Origin of the sequence: Mailhella massiliensis (assembly GCF_900155525.1) — a bacterium.
In the GTDB taxonomy this organism is placed as follows: Bacteria; Desulfobacterota; Desulfovibrionia; order Desulfovibrionales; family Desulfovibrionaceae; genus Mailhella; species Mailhella massiliensis.
The window spans coordinates 42,842-60,632 of record NZ_LT706952.1 but is presented as its reverse complement, the minus strand read 5'-3'; the positions used below and the strand labels follow the sequence as shown (position 1 = coordinate 60,632).

Annotated in this window: 16 protein-coding genes; 13 read left to right on the top strand and 3 right to left on the bottom strand. The window is 50.7% G+C overall.

Features of this window, described 5'->3' with window-relative positions; all coding sequences use genetic code 11:
• The first annotated feature begins 82 nt into the window (after positions 1 to 82).
• The 12 genes from CZ345_RS10320 (at position 83) to CZ345_RS10260 (ending at position 12,375) form a co-directional block, all read left to right on the top strand.
• Positions 83 to 838 (top strand): DsbA family protein, encoded by a 756-nt coding sequence (locus tag CZ345_RS10320; RefSeq protein ID WP_144277326.1) that lies wholly within the window; start codon positions 83 to 85, stop codon positions 836 to 838.
• A gap of 95 nt (positions 839 to 933) precedes the next feature.
• Complete coding sequence (locus CZ345_RS16275) at positions 934 to 1,107, top strand: AbrB/MazE/SpoVT family DNA-binding domain-containing protein (protein WP_083575400.1); 174 nt, start codon at positions 934 to 936, stop codon at positions 1,105 to 1,107.
• A 544-nt stretch (positions 1,108 to 1,651) separates the two neighbouring features.
• Positions 1,652 to 1,972, top strand: coding sequence for an alpha/beta hydrolase family protein (locus CZ345_RS17425; protein ID WP_072337178.1), 321 nt, complete (start codon positions 1,652 to 1,654; stop codon positions 1,970 to 1,972).
• Positions 1,873 to 5,427, top strand: coding sequence for an SNF2-related protein (locus CZ345_RS10300; RefSeq protein ID WP_239446671.1), 3,555 nt, complete (start codon positions 1,873 to 1,875; stop codon positions 5,425 to 5,427). The genes CZ345_RS17425 and CZ345_RS10300 overlap by 100 nt, the downstream gene beginning before the upstream one ends.
• A gap of 93 nt (positions 5,428 to 5,520) precedes the next feature.
• Complete coding sequence (locus tag CZ345_RS10295; RefSeq protein ID WP_083717350.1) at positions 5,521 to 6,720, top strand: tyrosine-type recombinase/integrase; 1,200 nt, start codon at positions 5,521 to 5,523, stop codon at positions 6,718 to 6,720.
• Entirely contained in the window at positions 6,714 to 7,919 is a 1,206-nt protein-coding gene (locus CZ345_RS10290) for a tyrosine-type recombinase/integrase (RefSeq protein WP_077073073.1), read from the top strand. The genes CZ345_RS10295 and CZ345_RS10290 overlap by 7 nt, the downstream gene beginning before the upstream one ends.
• Positions 7,920 to 8,195: 276 nt before the next feature.
• A complete protein-coding gene (locus CZ345_RS10285) occupies positions 8,196 to 8,399 on the top strand; it encodes a helix-turn-helix transcriptional regulator (protein WP_029434615.1) in 204 nt (67 codons plus the stop codon).
• Positions 8,400 to 9,117: 718 nt separating this feature from the next.
• On the top strand, positions 9,118 to 9,468 hold the full coding sequence (locus CZ345_RS10280) for a plasmid mobilization protein (protein WP_077073072.1): 351 nt from the start codon (positions 9,118 to 9,120) through the stop codon (positions 9,466 to 9,468).
• Positions 9,462 to 10,676 (top strand): relaxase/mobilization nuclease domain-containing protein, encoded by a 1,215-nt coding sequence (locus CZ345_RS10275; protein WP_077073071.1) that lies wholly within the window; start codon positions 9,462 to 9,464, stop codon positions 10,674 to 10,676. The genes CZ345_RS10280 and CZ345_RS10275 overlap by 7 nt, the downstream gene beginning before the upstream one ends.
• Positions 10,677 to 10,691: 15 nt before the next feature.
• Positions 10,692 to 11,063 (top strand): hypothetical protein, encoded by a 372-nt coding sequence (locus tag CZ345_RS10270; protein ID WP_077073070.1) that lies wholly within the window; start codon positions 10,692 to 10,694, stop codon positions 11,061 to 11,063.
• Positions 11,064 to 11,065: 2 nt separating this feature from the next.
• Positions 11,066 to 11,770, top strand: a complete 705-nt coding sequence (locus CZ345_RS10265; RefSeq protein ID WP_077073069.1) for a nucleotide-binding protein — start codon at positions 11,066 to 11,068, stop codon at positions 11,768 to 11,770.
• Positions 11,767 to 12,375: a hypothetical protein gene (locus tag CZ345_RS10260; protein ID WP_077073068.1), complete on the top strand. Its 609-nt coding sequence runs from the start codon at positions 11,767 to 11,769 to the stop codon at positions 12,373 to 12,375. The genes CZ345_RS10265 and CZ345_RS10260 overlap by 4 nt, the downstream gene beginning before the upstream one ends.
• A 73-nt stretch (positions 12,376 to 12,448) precedes the next feature.
• Here CZ345_RS10260 and CZ345_RS10255 read toward each other — a convergent pair whose 3' ends face one another.
• The 3 genes from CZ345_RS10255 to CZ345_RS10240 all read right to left on the bottom strand — a co-directional run bounded on the left by CZ345_RS10255 (position 12,449) and on the right by CZ345_RS10240 (position 15,347).
• Entirely contained in the window at positions 12,449 to 13,378 is a 930-nt protein-coding gene (locus CZ345_RS10255) for a site-specific integrase (protein WP_077073067.1), read from the bottom strand.
• 11 nt (positions 13,379 to 13,389) lie between these two features.
• Positions 13,390 to 14,505, bottom strand: a complete 1,116-nt coding sequence (locus CZ345_RS17200) for a restriction endonuclease subunit S (RefSeq protein WP_204224283.1) — start codon at positions 14,503 to 14,505, stop codon at positions 13,390 to 13,392.
• Between the two features lie 131 nt (positions 14,506 to 14,636).
• Entirely contained in the window at positions 14,637 to 15,347 is a 711-nt protein-coding gene (locus CZ345_RS10240) for a type I restriction endonuclease subunit R, EcoR124 family (RefSeq protein WP_144277325.1), read from the bottom strand.
• A gap of 377 nt (positions 15,348 to 15,724) precedes the next feature.
• On the opposite strand from CZ345_RS10240, the gene tet reads away from it, so the two are divergent.
• On the top strand, positions 15,725 to 17,644 hold the full coding sequence (gene tet / locus CZ345_RS10235) for a TetM/TetW/TetO/TetS family tetracycline resistance ribosomal protection protein (protein ID WP_070087585.1): 1,920 nt from the start codon (positions 15,725 to 15,727) through the stop codon (positions 17,642 to 17,644).
• The last annotated feature ends 147 nt before the right edge of the window (positions 17,645 to 17,791 follow it).

Here is a 17,791-nt window from a genome sequence, read left to right as displayed (position 1 = left end):
CCTCCATAAGTTATATTTTTATATAACTCGCAATCGCCAATATGGCAAGTCCCCTTCGACAATACCGCACCGGAGAACAGTCATGACGCGACTCGTACAACTTATTACTCTTTTCATCTGTCTTTTGTCGGGATCGGTTCCTTCTGCCCATGCCGGAACGCCCGTGTCCGACCGGATAGCCGTGGAAGCTGGCGTAAAGGCGGAACTTTCAAAAGACCTGGCGCTGCCTTACGCGCCCGATGCGGCCCTTTCCGGCAGAACCTGTCTGGACGGCAGGCCGACAAAAGAATTTCAGGGCGACCTCGTGGAATACTGGGTCAACCTGGAATGTCCTTACTGCGGCATTGAGGAACCGCTCCGGGCACAGCGGGAAAATCCCGGCATGTGCATTGTCGTGCGTCACAGCCCTTCGGACAACTACGGAGAGTCGTTGAAAAAAGCCCTGAGCTTTGAAGCACTCCTGCGCTTTTCTCCGAACGCCGCGCACAGCTTCTGGAATGCCGTGGTGCCCCGGACACCTCTCGGCGTTCCGAAACCCTATGAGGCTGCGCTGCAAACGGCGCTTCAGGATGCGGCCATTGTGCCGGAAGACTTTGCCGACTCTCTGCAACAGGTCGCTCCTGTCGTAGGCGCGGATATTATCGCCTCGCAATCCAGAATCACCTCAACTCCCACCTGGATTCTGGACGGCATTCGTTTTCCCGCCTGTGATTTCACGGCCTCACAAGTGCCGCTGGCTCTCGAACTCGCCCATAAGGCCCGCGCCGACGACGCCGATGCCAAAGAGCGCATCGTCCAGATGATTACGCGCGGCCTTTTGAATGAGTCCGTTTTATGACGCCTTCTTTCCCTGACCCGTCTTGACGAACGCTTCCCTTCTCACTAATCTTATAAGTAAGATTTATCTTGTAAGTAAGATTTCAGGGAGAACTCATGGAACTTGCCAAGGTCACTTCGCGCGGTCAGATCACGCTGCCCCTCGCCATTCGCAGAAAGCTCGACGTGAAGGAAGGGGATAAGGTTGTTTTTTATGAAGAAAACGGGCGCATTGTCGTTGAAAACGCCGCAAAGCTGACAATCGCCCAGGAAAAAAAGCCCGGCGAGTAGGAACAGGCTGTCTTCATTTCGACGCGCCGCCTTTCCTCCGCCCAGCGGCAAGGAAAGGACAGTATGGCCAGACGGCGCAAGCAGACCAGTGATTCCCGTCAGTTGTCGCTGTTCGACATCATGGTCAGCCATATCGAACAGATCAGGAAAGAAAACATTCAGGATGACATAAGGGAAGAATCCGGAACACGGACACTCCGGGAGCCGACGCACGAACAGCCCCCGTCCGCTACGCCTCCGGTCAGCCCCGCCTCACACGAAGAACTTCCGAAAGAACCGGAACATCCCGGACAAACGGAACCGCTGCTTCCGCCCGATGACAGCATCCCCCCGAAAAGGCTCGGCGTGAACGGACGCGGTTTCTCTGTTTATGAAACGTCGGATGGGGGACGCATGTACAGTCCTTCCCTGGACATCGTGCGCTTCATCGACGGCGACAGGGACACGCCGGAAGAGCTGTTCCGGAAAGGAAACGAAGACTACCTGACCGTGCAGGAAGTCGCGGCCTTCAGACAACAACATTCCTCAACTCAGGAGGTTTCCCATGCTGGACAGACAGACAAACCCGCTGGACATCGCCAGAACCGTTCTCAAGCCAGAAACCATTCACGACCTCAAGGTCAGAGGGTTCACCAATTCAGCCTACTTGATTCTCGACCGCTGGGCACTGAACAGTCCCGACGAACTGAAGCGCCTGGAAGAGGAAGGGAATCTGGCCTTGCAGATACGACTGGATCAGCAGCAGGCCATAGAGAAGAGGACGCTGTGCAGCGAATCCGCCCGGCAGGCGAGCCTGCGGGGGATGTCGGACTGGGAGATTTTGGAAAGCTGCGGGGTGGAGATGAACCTGAAAATTACCGGATAAGCCCGGAAGATCAGCTTGGCGTCGGCGGCGCAAAGAAAAAATATGCGGATAACCTCGCCGCCATACGTCTGCTGAAGCAGCTTCAGGCCAACGGCGCAAAACTGGCCACCCCGGAAGAAAAAAGCACGCTGGTGCGTTTTGTCGGATGGGGTGGTCTTCCGCAGGTCTTTGACCCCCAAAACGACAAATGGGCGGCGGAATACCGGGAACTTCAAGGCGTACTCTCCCCCGATGAATACGCGGCCGCCCGGCGCTCCACACAGGACGCTCACTATACCTCGGAAACCGTCATCAGGGGCATCTATCAGGGGCTTTCCAGACTCGGCGTTGAAACGGGAAAGGAACTCCACATTCTCGAACCTTCGGCGGGTATCGGCAATTTTATCGGACTTTGCCCGGAAAGTTTCCAGGCCCGGTTCCTGGCCGTGGAACTGGAACCGACAACAGCGGCCATTGCCGCATACCTGTACCCCAAAGCCCGCCACATCAATAACGGCTTTCAGAACATCCCCCTCAACACGCCGAGTTTCGACCTTGCAGTGGGCAATCCTCCTTTCGGGAATCAGTCTCTCTACGACCCCGAATTTCCCGAACTGAAAAAATTTTCCATCCACAACTATTTTCTCGCCAAGTCCATGCGCCTGCTGCGCGAGGGCGGCATAGCCGCCTTTGTGGTCAGCCGCTACTTCATGGACGCCGTCGATTCCTCCGCCCGCGAACATATCGCGGAATATGCCGACTTCCTGGGCGCGGTGCGCCTGCCTGAAACCGCTTTCCGGCAAAATGCCCTGACGGATGTCACCACCGACATCGTTTTCTTTCAAAAGCACAACGGCGAAAACAAGCGGAGTCTGGAGTGGCTCCACACGTCCAGCATGGAAGTGGACGACCTCAAGCACGGCGGCAGGCGCTCCGCCGTGGTCAACAGCTACTTTGCTTCCCGGCCGGAACAGATCATCGGAAGGATGGCGTATTCCGGGGGCATGTTCGAGGACAGCCTGAACTGCGTGTCCGATGCGTCTCAGACAGACCTCGGCGAAGAAATAGCCAGGCGTCTGGACGCGCTGCCCGCCGTACAGTTCAGCCCCTTACCCTCTGCCGAAGTCCGTGGAGCCGAATCCGGCCTCAATCATGACTTCCTGGCTTCCGACTACTTCCAGTCCCTGAAAATGGGCGCACTCTGCGTTGAACCTCAAAGCAGAAAAATCGTCTTCAAGACTTCCGGGGAGTTCGGCGACGGAGGTTATGAACCCGTCACCGTAAAAAATGAAACCGCCCGACTGCGCCTGTCTTCCATGATTCAGCTCAGGGATACCCTGCGTGAGCTGCTCAATGAGGAAAAAGGCGAAGGAAGTGAAAGTCGTATGGCGAACCTGCGCCAGCGGCTCAACACGCAGTACGACGCCTTTGTCAAAAAATACGGGCACCTCAACTCACAAACCAACCGCAGTCTCATGCGGGAAGACCCTGAACACGCCCTGCTGGAATCCCTGGAAGCGGACTACGACAAGGGTATTTCGCCGGATGTGGCCCGCAAGACCGGCAGACAGGCCAGACCCGCTTCCGCCAGAAAAGCTGCCGTATTCCGACAGCGCGTGCTTAAACCGGCAACGCTCGCGCAACAGGCGGAAAGCCCCAAGGATGCCCTTGTCATAGCGCTTCGGGAAAGCGGCAAGGTGGACTTCGCCCGCATGGAGCAGCTTCTCGGACGCTCCACCGATGTCATTCAGCGGGACTTGCAGGAACAGGGTCTTATTTTTCTCAACCCCGCCACGGAACTCTGGGAAATCAGGGATAAGTATCTCACGGGCAATGTCCGGGCAAAACTGCGTCAGGCACGGGACGCCGCAAGCTCCGACCCTCGCTTTCTGCCCAATGTGGAAGCGCTTACGGAGGCTCTGCCGCCCGACATAGAAGCCGTGGACATCGGCGTCAAGTTCGGCTCCGCCTGGCTTCCTCCTTCCGTCATATCGGACTTCATTGAACATCTGCATGGCGGAAAAGGCTCTCAGCAGGTGGATTACCTGCCCACGCTCGGTCGATGGAGCGTCCGTGTCTATCTGTACGATGCCGCGCTGAACACCACCGTCTGGGGCATCCCGGAATACCCTGCGGAAAAAATCATTGAAGCCCTTCTGATGAACAAGCCCATCAAGGTGGAAAAGGAAACCGGCCAGCGCGACGAACAGGGCAGACCCATCACGGTTCTGGACCAGGAGCTGACCGCCGCAGCCATGCAGAAGGCCGACGAAATAAAACAGGCCTTCACGGACTGGATATGGACGGATGACGACAGAAGAGCCAGCCTGTCCAGGCTCTACAACGACCGCTTCAACACGAACGTGCCTCCCAGGTATGACGGCTCCCATCTTGAGCTGGTCGGCGCTTCTTCAGAAGTAAAACTTCGGCCTCACCAGAAGGATGCCGTCTGGCGGGCCATTCAGGAAGGCACGGCCCTGTTCGATCACGTCGTCGGCGCGGGAAAGACCATGGCCTGCATAGCGACCATCATGGAATCCAAGCGCATGGGCTTTGTTTCCAAACCGATGGTGGTCGTCCCCAACCACCTTCTCCACCAGTGGCGGGATGAGTTCTACAAGCTCTATCCCAATGCCCATATTCTGGTGGCGGACAAGACCGACTTCACCAAACAGAACCGGGAACGGCTTTTTTCCCGTATTGCGACCGGAGACTGGGATGCCGTTATCGTCGCGCACAGCTCCTTCCGTAAAATCGACATGCCTCACGACATTCAGCGGGAGATTCTGAAGGAGCAGATTGATGCGGTGCTGGAAGCCATTGAGGCCGTGAAGGAGGCGGAAGGCGGCCGGGCCACGGTCAAGCAGCTTGAAAAGCAGCGGGAAAACATGGAAGCTCGCTATGAACTTCTGCTCGCGGGCACGGGGAAAAAGGATACCTCCGTTGATTTCGCCGACCTGGGCGTGGATGCGCTCTTTGTGGACGAAAGCCACGAGTTCAAGAACCTTGCCTATCAGACCACCATGAACGTCTCAGGTCTGGGCAATATCACAGGTTCGGCCAAAGCGCTCGATCTCTTCATCAAGTGCCGCTACCTGCAACGGAAAAACGAAGGCCGGGGCGTGTACTTTCTGACCGGCACCCCCATATCGAATACCATTGCCGAAGTGTACACGCTCCAGCGCTACATGCAGTATGAGGAATTGCAGGCCAAGGGCATCGACCATTTTGACTCCTGGGCCTCCACCTTCGGCCAGGTCACAAGCGGCTGGGAACTTGACGCCACAGGGGTGAACTACAAACTCTCATTTCATGTCCAAATAGACTTATTTAAGTTTATAATATTTTATATTTCAATATGTTATCTTAAATCTGTCATCCAAAGAAGTCCCAAAAACGCTCCTTGCATCCCACTGTTTTCCGGGTATTATTCAGGGTATCCATACAAACTGGCATTTCAAGATGTTATCATATAATCATTTGAAAATGCTACAAATATTTTTATTTGTGGGTATTAGATGCCATTGGATTCATGAGGATTTACGGGCACCCCTGACACGGAAAAAATTATGCTGGATGACCACATTATTCAAGGCTTGAAAGCCGCCGACAAACCGAAAAAGTATGCGGACGGCGGCGGGCTGTTCCTGTTCATTCCGACCAGCGGCAAGAAACTCTGGCGGCTGGCGTACCGTTTTGAGCGAAAGGCCAAGCTCCTTTCCTTCGGTGAATATCCTCAGGTGTCACTCCGCGCCGCACGGCAAAGCCGGGATGAAGCCAAGGCTCTGCTCAAGGACGGCATTGACCCGGCGGAACACAGGAAGGCCGCGCGGACATCTACCTCCAATGCTACGTTCCAATCCGTGGCTATGGAATGGTACGAGCGGGAAACCCTTCACTGTAAAAACCGCTATCGCTTCTTCATGATGCGGGGGATGACGGAATATTTCTTTCCCGTCTTCGGCGGCAAGGCCATGACAGACGTTACCGCCGAGGACATTATGAGTGCCATCGAACCGTTGCGGCAATCCGGGAAATTGCGCGGAGGCCGCAGGCTGACGGATGTGTGCGGCCAGATATGCCGCTATGCCGTCGCCACCGGCAAGGCCGCGCGGGACGCCACGGAAGAACTGCCCGCGTCGTTACGTTCCAGACAGACAGGGCACAGAGCCGCCGCGCTTGACGCCGGGAAACTCGGCCAGATTATGCTGAACCTTGAGCGGCATGACGGCTATTTCCCTGTGCGGTGCGCCCTGCGACTGGTTCCCCTGCTGTTCGTCCGTTCCGGTGAATTGCGCTGTGCCGAATGGAACGAATTTGATTTCTCCCGCAGACTCTGGGTTATCCCCGCGCAACGCATGGCGACGAAATATGAGCATATTGTACCTCTCGCGCCGCAGGCAGTAAAAATTCTTAGGGAACTGAAGGAATACTCTGGTCATGGAACCCTGCTGTTCCCCGGCGTCCGTTCTCCTGAACGCCCCATCGACATATCCACCATCACCGTTTCCCTGCGCAGGCGCGGATATGACGGCGTAAAACTGTCCTTTGACGGAATCCGTTCTCTTGTCGCCAAATTGCTGCTCGTCCTTGGGTACGAACAGAACATCATCGACATGCAGTTGGCGCGCTCCGGGCGCACACGTTTTGACCCGTGGCAACATCTGCCGGAAAGAAAAATCATGATGCGGGAATGGGCCAGGTATCTTTTTCTCCTGCGGGACAAGGCGTTGCGGGATACATCCAGCCAGAGAGGTACGTCATGCTGACCGACACACAAATCAGAAATCTGAAGCCCGCTGAAAAAGCGAAAAAATACGCGGACGGCGGCGGCCTGTACCTTTATGTCGCCAAGACAGGCTCAAAACTCTGGCGCATGGCATACCGCTTCAACGACAAAGAAAAGCTGCTCAGTTTCGGGGAATATCCGATTGTCTCCCTGAAGGATGCCCGGACAAAACGGAATGAGGCAAAAAAGCTGCTTGCCGACGGCATTGATCCGGGCAAACGCAAGAAGGAGATGAAAAACGCCGCCCTCCTCGCGGAAGCCAATACCTTCGAGCATGTTGTCCGTGAATGGCATGAAACGCAGACAATCCACAATTCCCCAAAAGACAGAAAGCGGAAACTGTCCACGTTCGAACTCCATCTTTTCCCCACTTTGAAACGGAAGCCCATTTCCGAGGTCACGGCGCAAGACCTGCTGCTGATACTCAAGCCGCTTGAAAGAAAGGGAAAGGAGCTTATCGCCCACAGAATCATCCAGTATTGCGGCATGGTTTTCCGCTACGCCGTTGCCACAGGCAGAGTGACGCGCAACATTGCCGCCGATCTTCGCGGAGCCATACGTCCGCATCAGGGAAGGCACAGGGCCACCATCGTTTCCGCTGAAAAAATCGGTGTGCTTCTGAACAGGCTGGACAACTATCACGGACACTTTCAGGTCAGGTGCGCGCTGCGCCTTTTTCCTCTGCTCTTTGTCCGTTCCGCCGAACTTGTCCGCGCCGAATGGAGCGAGTTCAATCTGGACACGCGGGAATGGCACATACCGGCCGAACGCATGAAAATGCGAAAGCCGCACATCGTCCCGCTGTCATCGCAGGCTGTTGCCATTCTCAAGGAGCTTCATGCCGTCACCGGGGGTGGAACATACCTTTTTCCCTCAAGAAACAGTGTGAGGAAGCCTATCCACTACTCCACTCCCCTACAGGCATTACGCGCTATGGGGTACGGCAAGGAGGAAATGTGCATTCATGGCTTTCGGTCTATGGCCTCAACCCTGCTCAATGAACAGGGCTTTGACCCCGACTGGATAGAACGCCAACTGGCCCACAAGGAAAAGGACACTTCCCGTATCGCCTACAACCATGCCCAATATCTTCCCCACCGACACCGCATGATGCAGGCATGGGCCGACTATCTGGACAGCTTACGCAAAGAGACACAGAAGGACAGTGAAATGCGGTAGTGGTTTCTTGGCCTGCAAAAGACAAATACGTCTAATATAGCCCAGTGAAAACATTAATTTTATATGCTATTAGAGTTATGCAATTTCAACAAGTTACAGGAATACATCTTTAAACACAAAAACATGTCAAGTGGTATTTTGAATTTTTTTTGAACACAAGCGGCATCTCACAGGACAATATTGGATTTATCCTGTTGTATGCGGGAACCTCAAAATAAAAAGAGCAGGAAAAGCCATGATATACTGTGCCGAACATAACCAGACAGGAGGAACTCCATGCAAAATATATCCAGTAACGCTCTGCTTCGTCTGCCCCAGGTACTCGCGCTCATTCCCGTCAGCCGCAGCGCATGGTGGGCGGGCTGCAAAAGCGGCCGCTATCCGAAACCCGTCAAACTCGGCCCGCGTACAACGGCGTGGCGAGCGGCAGATATTGCCGCGCTTCTGGAAAAGCTCACCGCCGAACCGGAGGAAAAATGAACCTCGTTTCTTCCCCGGCTCTTCGTCCGTCACACCTGCACGGGTGCCGGAAGCGGTCATTCGGTCAAGGCCATGCCCTGTCGGGCCGCTTCGCGGGCCTTGACCGGATGACCTTGCTTTCCGGCTATGGATGCTTGCGGGCGACGGACGAGGAAGCCTCCGGCGGGGGCTCGGTCAAAGGAAGTCCGCAGTTCAAAAACACAAAGGCAACAACACAAAAAAGCGTTTTTCGCCTCCCGCAGTTTTCCCACATACCGACATGCGGCGAATACGATACATGCAAATCTGCCCCGGCGTACGCTCCGCAGAGTTTTACCGATACATGTGGCGTTGCCTTCCGCCCGGCCTTCAGATGTCCGCGCCGTCATGTGTGTTATGCCGATCTTGCCTTGCGTCGGATACTGCCTACACGGCTTGCGCATAGCGTTCAGGCATTCGCCGCATACCGTTTTCCCATGAGCCGGATACTTACCCGGCACCGTCGTCATACCCACCAGCGACACGCCGGATACAGCTCCGCTCCACGCCCGATACGCATCCGCCATATTCTTGATGCCCGCATCATGCGTCCTCGTTTTTGCGCGGATGCCTGTTCATTCGTCCGGCATTGTCTCCGAGGGCCAGCCTACGTTTCGTCTATACGCTGCGCGTATAGCCTCACGGCTGGCAAGGGGCACTGCCCCTTTGAACCCCGGAAAGGCAAAAGGCAGGAAAGGCAATGAAGCGCGTCAAGCCTGTTCGCACCGCAGCCGTGGTCGTGCGCGTGTTCCCGGAGGAACGCGACATCCTCCGCTTCAACGCGGGACTGCACGGCATGAGCATGTCGGACTACATCCGCCAGACCTGCCTTGGCATCCGTCTGCGGAAAACGCCGGAAGAGAAACGGCGGTTGCGGGAACTGGCACGCATCGGCGCGAACATCAATCAACTTGCGAGATGGGCCAACACCTATAAACGCGCGGCGGAAGCCGTGGAGGTATTGACGGCGCTGGCGGGCATCGAACAGCGCATTATCGAGTTCGCATCATGCGCCTCAACGGAAGATGAACCGGAGGCGGAACCATGCTGATGAAGGTCTTTCCGCACGGCACCGGAGAAGGCGACAAGCCCAGCCGCTATCTTATACGCCCGGATTATCCGGGGAGAGACACAGCCCCGCCCCAGGTGCTGCGCGGCGATCCAGTCATGACCCGCGCGCTTATCGACAGCATAGAGCGGCGATGGAAATTCACTTCCGGCGTTCTGTCATGGCACCCGGATGAGAAGATCAGCGAGGCACAGGAAGAGGAAGTCATGGACGCATTTGAGCGCGTGGCCTTCGCCGGATTGGAACCTGACCAGAGAAATATTTTGTGGGTACGGCATACCCATGCCGGGCATCATGAGCTGCATTTCCTCATTCCACGACTGGAGCTTTCCAGCGGCAAGGATTTCAACGCCTGTCCTCCCGGCTGGCAAAAAGACTTTGACGTGTTCCGCGACCTGTTCAACTGGCGCGAAGGCTGGGCGCGGCCCGACGATCCGGCACGGGCACGAGATGAGCTTCCGAAAAAGGCCGACCTGTTCAAGGCGCGGATGGCGAGATGGGGCAGGGAAATCAGGGAAAGCGACCGCGATCGGGCCAAAGAGGTCATTCACGCCTTTCTCAAGGAAAAAGTGACGCGGGGACTTGTCCGGAACCGGGAAGATGTTCTGAGCACCCTGAAGGAACAGGGGCTGAGCATCAACCGCGAAGGCAGGGACTATATCAGCGTCATTGCCCCGAACAGCGGCATGAAGATGCGCTTCCGGGGAGGCTTTTACGCCAGAGGCTGGACGCCCAAAGTCGCTCAGGACGAAGAATCCGAAGAAAAGAAAAAGGAAACGGCGCGGCGCATGGTCGCCCGCCTGCAACCGGCTTTTGAGCGCGTCATTGAAAAACGCGCCGCCTGCAACATCAAACGCTATCCAGCAAAATGGAAACAGCTCCCTGACGAGGAAGCCCTCCTTTTGCCCCGGATTCTGGAGGATACCCTTCATGACCGAAACAGAACGGATGCTGATGCAAAGCCTGAAACGGATGGAGGAGAACTGCAACGCCCGGCTGACGGCCCTCAGTACGAGACTGGATATACAGGAAGACAAGCAGATGCTGATGCAGACGGAACTTCGCACCTTGAAGCGATTGTTCAACGATGTCAGCGAAGTGTACAGCAGCTTGCAGACCTTGTTGACGACCTTGAAAAACGGCGCATAGAGCGGGAGCGCCAGAGCCGACCGCGTATGCGGATGCGATAGGCGGGAGTAGCACATATGGGAAAGTTCAAACGCATTCCGGTGAAAGACATCACTGCCATGCGGAAAATCCTCGATGATTTGCCGGACAAAAATCTCGGCAAGACACGGGAGGAAGCCGTCGAACTGCTCAACGCCAATATCCTGAAAGCGATAGAGAAAGGGTACACGGTGAAGGAACTGGCGGACATCATGGCCCAAGGCAATGTGGTCATTCCCGCGCCCGTCATCCGGGCAAAGGTGCTTCCCCAAAAGGCGGTTCCGCGAAAACGTGAGCCGAAGCCCCGGCCTGAAGCAGTGAAACCCGTCGCGGCTCCTCCCGCAGCGCCTCAATCGCAGGAGGAAATCCCGGACTTCTACACGCCGGACAAACCCGATTCGGAGCTTTGATCATGAACATTCAGAACAGCGTTTTCTATGTCGGCGGCAGCAAGGGCGGCGTCGGCAAGAGCCTCTTTTCCTTCGCCCTTGTGGACTATCTTCTCAACAGAAACGCAAACGTCTTGCTTGTGGATACCGATACCGACAACCCGGACATGTTCAAGGCGCATAAAGACCTTGCCCTGCCAAATCTGCTCTGCCGTCTGAACAGTCTGGACGACGCCGACGGCTGGGCGGATTTGCTGGACACTGTACAGAACTACCCGGATTATGCCGTTGTCATCAATGCCGCCGCCCGCACCAAGACCAGCACGGCCAGCTACGGCGACATCATGAAGGAAGCCCTGCGGGAGATGCGGCGGGAACTGGTTGTTTTCTGGATAATCAACCGGCACCGCGATTCCATCGAGCTTCTGCACTCCTTTCAGGAAGTGTTCACAGACGTGCCCATCCACGTTTGTCGGAACCTGTATTTCGGTGAAGCGCGGCGTTTTGATTTGTATAACACTTCCAAAGCGCGGGAAGCGGTGGAGAAGAACAGCAGGACGCTGGATTTTCCGGCTGTCGGCAACCGCGTGGCCGACTGGCTGTATTCCAGACGCATGTCCATCCGTGCAGCCCATCCTGAAATGCCCTTCGGCACACGGGCGGAACTGCAACGCTGGCGGGGAGTGTGCGCGAAAATGTTTGATTCCGTCATGGGAGAAGCGTCATGAGCATGGATACTGTGATTGATCTCGGCAAGGCGTGTGGCAGGGAATTATCCGAAGCGGAAGCGGCCCGTTTGCGGGAGGCCGGCAGCAGGTTGAATCTTCGGGAGGATGACGCGCTCTGGCCGTTGCTGGCCGCGATGGAATATCAACGCATCTACTATGAGGCTTTGCCGGAAAAAATCGCCGAAGCGTCCAGAGCCATCATGGACGGCATGGCCGCTGCCGCAGAAAAGGAAACTGCCGCCGCACAAGCCAGGCTCACCGTCAGCGTGGTACAGGAGGCCCAGAGCCTTGCTTCAAAGATTCAATACGGCAAGTTGGTGCCGATGTGGCTGCTGGCCCTGATTTGCCTGCTGGCCTATGGGAGCCTGATGCTCTGGGCGGGCTTCCGTATCGACACCGGCAGGGACATTCCTCTTGCGGCGCTCCTGCACATGCCCTCCGGCTGGCTTATCAGCGGGCTGTGTCTCGCGACGGGTGTGTTTTGTGGTACTTTGAGCGCAATGAGCTTTGCCGAAGCGGAGAAAGTGTGGCACAAAAAAGGATTGATAGCGCTCTTTTTTCTAATGTTAGGGGGAATCATATTTAATCACATGATAACATACTGAATTAACTATATGCTCCGCTTCGGCAAAGCTTAACTCCCTTCATCCGCATCACCGTACAATATCTATAAACTTTTCAACTAAGACTTGATATGGAACGCATCACCAAATCAATATCTTGATTTTCAAGTTCATGGATAATATGAAGATAAGTTTTTTGTGTTGTTGTCATGCTGGAATGCCCAAGCCTGCGTGCCACGCTGGCAATTGATACTCCAGCAAACAATAATAATGAGGCATGAGTATGTCGTAACCCATGAATAGAAATTACAGGAATTCCAGCATTTTTACAATGCCTTGCCAGTATTGCATTTGCTGTTGAGTTGTACATCTGTTCTTTTACAACAAAGATGGGATCTGCTGGCGGCATATTTTTGACAAGTTCTGAAAATTGAATAACTGTCTGCCAGTCAATCTGAATTTTTCGTACAGATGATATATTTTTTGTTGGGAGAAAACCTCCTTTTCCTTTGTAGTCCCATGTTTTGCTGATGGATAAAGTTTGATGCGCAAAATCAAAATCTTTGGGTGTGATAGCTAACGCTTCTGAAAAACGTATTCCAGTTTTTGCTACAAGAAGAATCAGCCAGTCCCAGCATATTCCCCTATGAAGATTCAAATTAGATAAAAGTTTATGCAGTTCAAATTGATTTAAGTATTTTATTTTCTTTTCACGAGGACTTTTCCCTTTTATAATTGCCTTGCGTGTTGGATCTTTTGCGATTAATCCTTCATCAACAGCATCAAGAATAGCTCCTTTTAACTGATGATGAAAATCCATAGTCGTCTGGCGCTCATGAAAAACTGCATAATCATTGAGAAGCTGTTGGTATGCTACTCGTGTAACATCACACACACGAAGCTCAGGAGCCAATTTTGTTATCCATGACTGTGTCATAAGATATTTTTTCATCGTGACATTTCTGACAGCTCCATCTTTATATACCCTTATCCAGTGCGCATAATATTGGCAAAAAAGATCTGTCGCTTTTACCTTGCTCAACATAATTCTACCTCCTAGGTCAATAAAATATGCTTACGCTGATGAAGGGTGATAAGGCGGTCGAGGTGACGGAAGAAGGTGCCGATGCGGGCTTGTTCTTTCTTTGTCCGAGGGAAGGTAATTAGTGTATCTTGCAAAGATGATTTTGATAAAGATAACACTTTGATGCCTTGCATTAATGGGACAAGCTGGCTATGGTATGAATTTGAGTTCATATAATAACCGAGAAATCCTTGTGCAAAATCAATATTTGGCCTACATGGAATTGTATGTAAGCCACTAATAATTTGTTCGTTTTGCGATATATTGAAAATTTCAGTACATTTACCTACAGCTTCATCTTCAGCGGCATCAGCAATTACTACATCTCCATTTTTCAAAATAGCATTTTTTATTTTTTCAAAGTTCATCTCCCTACTGATAAAGGGTATTTTTTTATCACAACTATCTAATATTTCATTAAATTTTATTAAAATATCACCATAGTGAAGATTTTTGACAATCCCCTTCTCAAAACTCAACTCTGCTCTCGATAGAGTATTATTGGGTAAAATTTTAAACAGATTCTTAAATTCACGCTGTTCCCAAGCGATTGCTCTAAGCCCAGAACTCCATTCGTATGGCCTTGTAGCCATATTACAATTACACTGATGAAGGGTGATAAGGCGGTCGAGGTGACGGAAGAAGGTGCCGATGCGGGCTTGTTCTTTCTTTGTCCGAGGGAAGGTAATTAGTGTATCTTGCAAAGATGATTTTGATAAAGATAACACTTTGATGCCTTGCATTAATGGGACAAGCTGGCTATGGTATGAATTTGAGTTCATATAATAACCGAGAAATCCTTGTGCAAAATCAATATTTGGCCTACATGGAATTGTATGTAAGCCACTAATAATTTGTTCGTTTTGCGATATATTGAAAATTTCAGTACATTTACCTACAGCTTCATCTTCAGCGGCATCAGCAATTACTACATCTCCATTTTTCAAAATAGCATTTTTTATTTTTTCAAAGTTCATCTCCCTACTGATAAAGGGTATTTTTTTATCACAACTATCTAATATTTCATTAAATTTTATTAAAATATCACCATAGTGAAGATTTTTGACAATCCCCTTCTCAAAACTCAACTCTGCTCTCGATAGAGTATTATTGGGTAAAATTTTAAACAGATTCTTAAATTCACGCTGTTCCCAAACATGCGAAAGGGCCGGAGCAGAAGCTCCGGCCCTTTGGATGCAAAATTAGCATTCCACTTTGGTTAATCGTAAGTTTCCGGCTTTTGAATATCAAAACCTCCGCTGATGATAAACTCTCGAAGAAGATTATCAGCTTTTACCGACACTTTGGGAGGGATAAGTCTCTTTCCTTCCAGTGATTCAAAATATAATTTGGCTTTTTGTTTGTCTATGGTGTTTTTCAATGCGTCATATCGACCGAATTCATTGATATTTTGTGTAGTCAGATGCAAGTTCATCATACTGTGCAGCATTTTTTCATCAAGGCCAAAAACGGAGGCGAGGATGTGAATGCGTGCATCATGCTTTCTGAACAGATAATCTGAAATATACTCTCGAAAGGTCTTGCCCTCTTCATACACAAAATCTTCTCGCTGCATCTCGTGAAGCAAAATATTTGCTACCTTCTGCTCTTCCTGAGAAAGATTTGCAAATGTTTTATGCAGCTCATTCCGGGCTTGCTGTTTTTCTTCTTCACTTATATTTTCTTGGCGCGATGTTTTGATATACTTTACAAAACGACTGTTCATATAATCTGAGTCAATTTTATCCGTATCAATCGTTGTAATATATCCATCAAGATCATACGGGGCATCGTCTTCATTATTACCAGCGCCTGTATCAGAATGTAACTCCTGATACCGCTTTACAAGAGTATTATATGTATATTCATCAATTATAACTTTTACACTGCATGGTCTGTTTGTTTCCCTATCTATATGCTCATGTGTCATAAAGAAACACACAAGAGATTGATAGACAGCAGCCTACTATTCCGTAAATTTTGTTTCAGGACTTTCTTTTTCAATGCCGATATGCTATAATATTTCTATTCCAAGTAAGGAGTTAAAAATATGCGGCAAGGTATTCTTAATTAACTATAATCAAATAGTGGGAACAAAGAATTGTAACCGTCCCTTGCAAGGGGCTTAGTTTTTTGTACCCTTTTTAAGAATACTTTTGCCTTATATATTTGACATATCAAAAGAGCGACCGCTGCTTGCAGTGCGTTGTATGTATGTGTATGTCTATTCGCTATATCCCCAGCGGTAAAAGTATTTTGCTGCTGGGGATTTTTATGCCCTTTGGGGGCTGAATGGAGGACAAACACATGAAAATAATCAATATCGGCATTCTTGCTCATGTAGACGCAGGAAAAACGACTTTGACAGAAAGCCTGCTCTATACCAGCGGAGCCGTTCCGGAATTAGGGAGTGTAGATAAGGGAACAACGCGGACAGACACCATGCTGTTGGAACGCCAGCGTGGGATTACCATTCAAACGGCCGTCACTTCTTTCGGCTGGAAGAATTATAAGATCAATATTGTCGATACCCCCGGCCATATGGACTTTTTGGCGGAAGTATATCGCTCACTTGCTGTTCTTGACGGAGCAATTTTAGTAGTTTCCGCAAAGGACGGCGTGCAGGCACAAACACGGGTACTGTTCCATGCGCTCCAGAAAATGAAAATCCCAACGATTATTTTTGTAAATAAGATAGACCAGGAGGGCATTGACTTACAGAGCGTTTATCAAAATATCAGAGAAAAACTTTCTGATGATGTCATGGTTATGCAAGATGTTTCGCTCACTCCGGAAGTGTCTCTGACAGACATTGAGGATATAGAAAAATGGGATTCTATTATTGCTGGAAATGATGAACTTTTGGAAAAATATATTGCGGGGGAACCTTTGAAAATACAAGATTTACAGAGGGAGAAATGCAGAAGAATGCAAAACGGTTCCCTGTTTCCTATTTATCATGGGAGTGCAAAGAACAATATCGGAACTGAAAAGCTGATTGAAGTGATTGCAGAAACATTTACTTCTGGTGCGGACAACGATCAATCCGAGCTATGCGGAAGCGTTTTTAAAATCGAGTACACAGACCAGAAAAAGCGGCTCGTTTATTTGCGGTTATACAGCGGGACACTTCATTTACGGGATACGATTCTCCTGCCCCAAAATCAAAAACTAAAAATCACAGAAATGAGGATTCCGTCAAACGGAGAGATTATACCGGCGGACACAGCCTGTTGCGGAGAAATTGTTATTTTGACCAATGACACTCTGAAGCTGAATGATACTCTCGGAAATGTAGAACTTTTGCCGCGCAAGGCATGGGAAAAAAATCCGATTCCTTTGCTTCGGACGACGGTGGAGCCGCAAAATCAGGAACAAAGAGACCTCCTGCTGAATGCCCTGACGGAAATTGCAGATACAGATCCGCTGTTGCATTACTATGTGGATACGATAACGCATGAAATCATCATTTCTTTTTTAGGAAAAGTCCAGTTAGAGGTTGTATGCTCTCTGTTAGTAGAGCGATACCATGTGAACATAAATGTGAAAGAACCTACGGTCATTTATCTGGAAAGGCCATTAAAAACAGCCAGTTACACGATTCATATTGAAGTGCCGCCGAATCCGTTTTGGGCATCCATTGGCTTAACTGTAACGCCACTTCCTGCCGGAAGTGGAACCCGGTTTAAAAGCAAAGTATCTCTCGGCTATTTAAACCAAAGTTTTCAAAATGCCGTTATGGAAGGGGTGCGTTATGGAATGGAGCAAGGCTTATACGGTTGGGAAGTGACAGATTGTGAAATTTGTTTTGACTATGGAGTTTATTACAGTCCAGTTAGTACCCCCGCAGATTTTCGTTCCCTTGCTCCTATCGTGTTAGAACAGGCATTGAAAAGAGCAGGAACACAATTATTGGAACCATACCTTTCCTTTACCCTTTTTGCACCGCAGGAATATATTTCACGGGCTTATAATGACGCACCGAAGTATTGTGCAGTGATTGAATCAACCTTGCTTAAAAATGATGAAGTTATTTTTACGGGAGAAATCCCCGCCCGCTGCATCGGCGAATATAGGAATGATTTAAATTTTTATACAAATGGGAGAAGCGTCTGCCTTACCGAATTAAAAGGGTACCAAGAAATTTCCGGGGAGCCTGTATTGCAGCCACGCCGTCCTAACAGCCGTTTAGATAAGGTTCGGCATATGTTTCAGAAAATAACGTAATATTTTGTGCGTTATCACGGATAAAAATCTTTGAATATAAGGAGAGTCTATGTTAGTTTTGTTTTCAAGTCGGTTTTGTGTAAACTTATATTGAGCAAACGGCCTTTATTTATAACCCGACTAATTTTGTATGCTAATGTCGAGCAT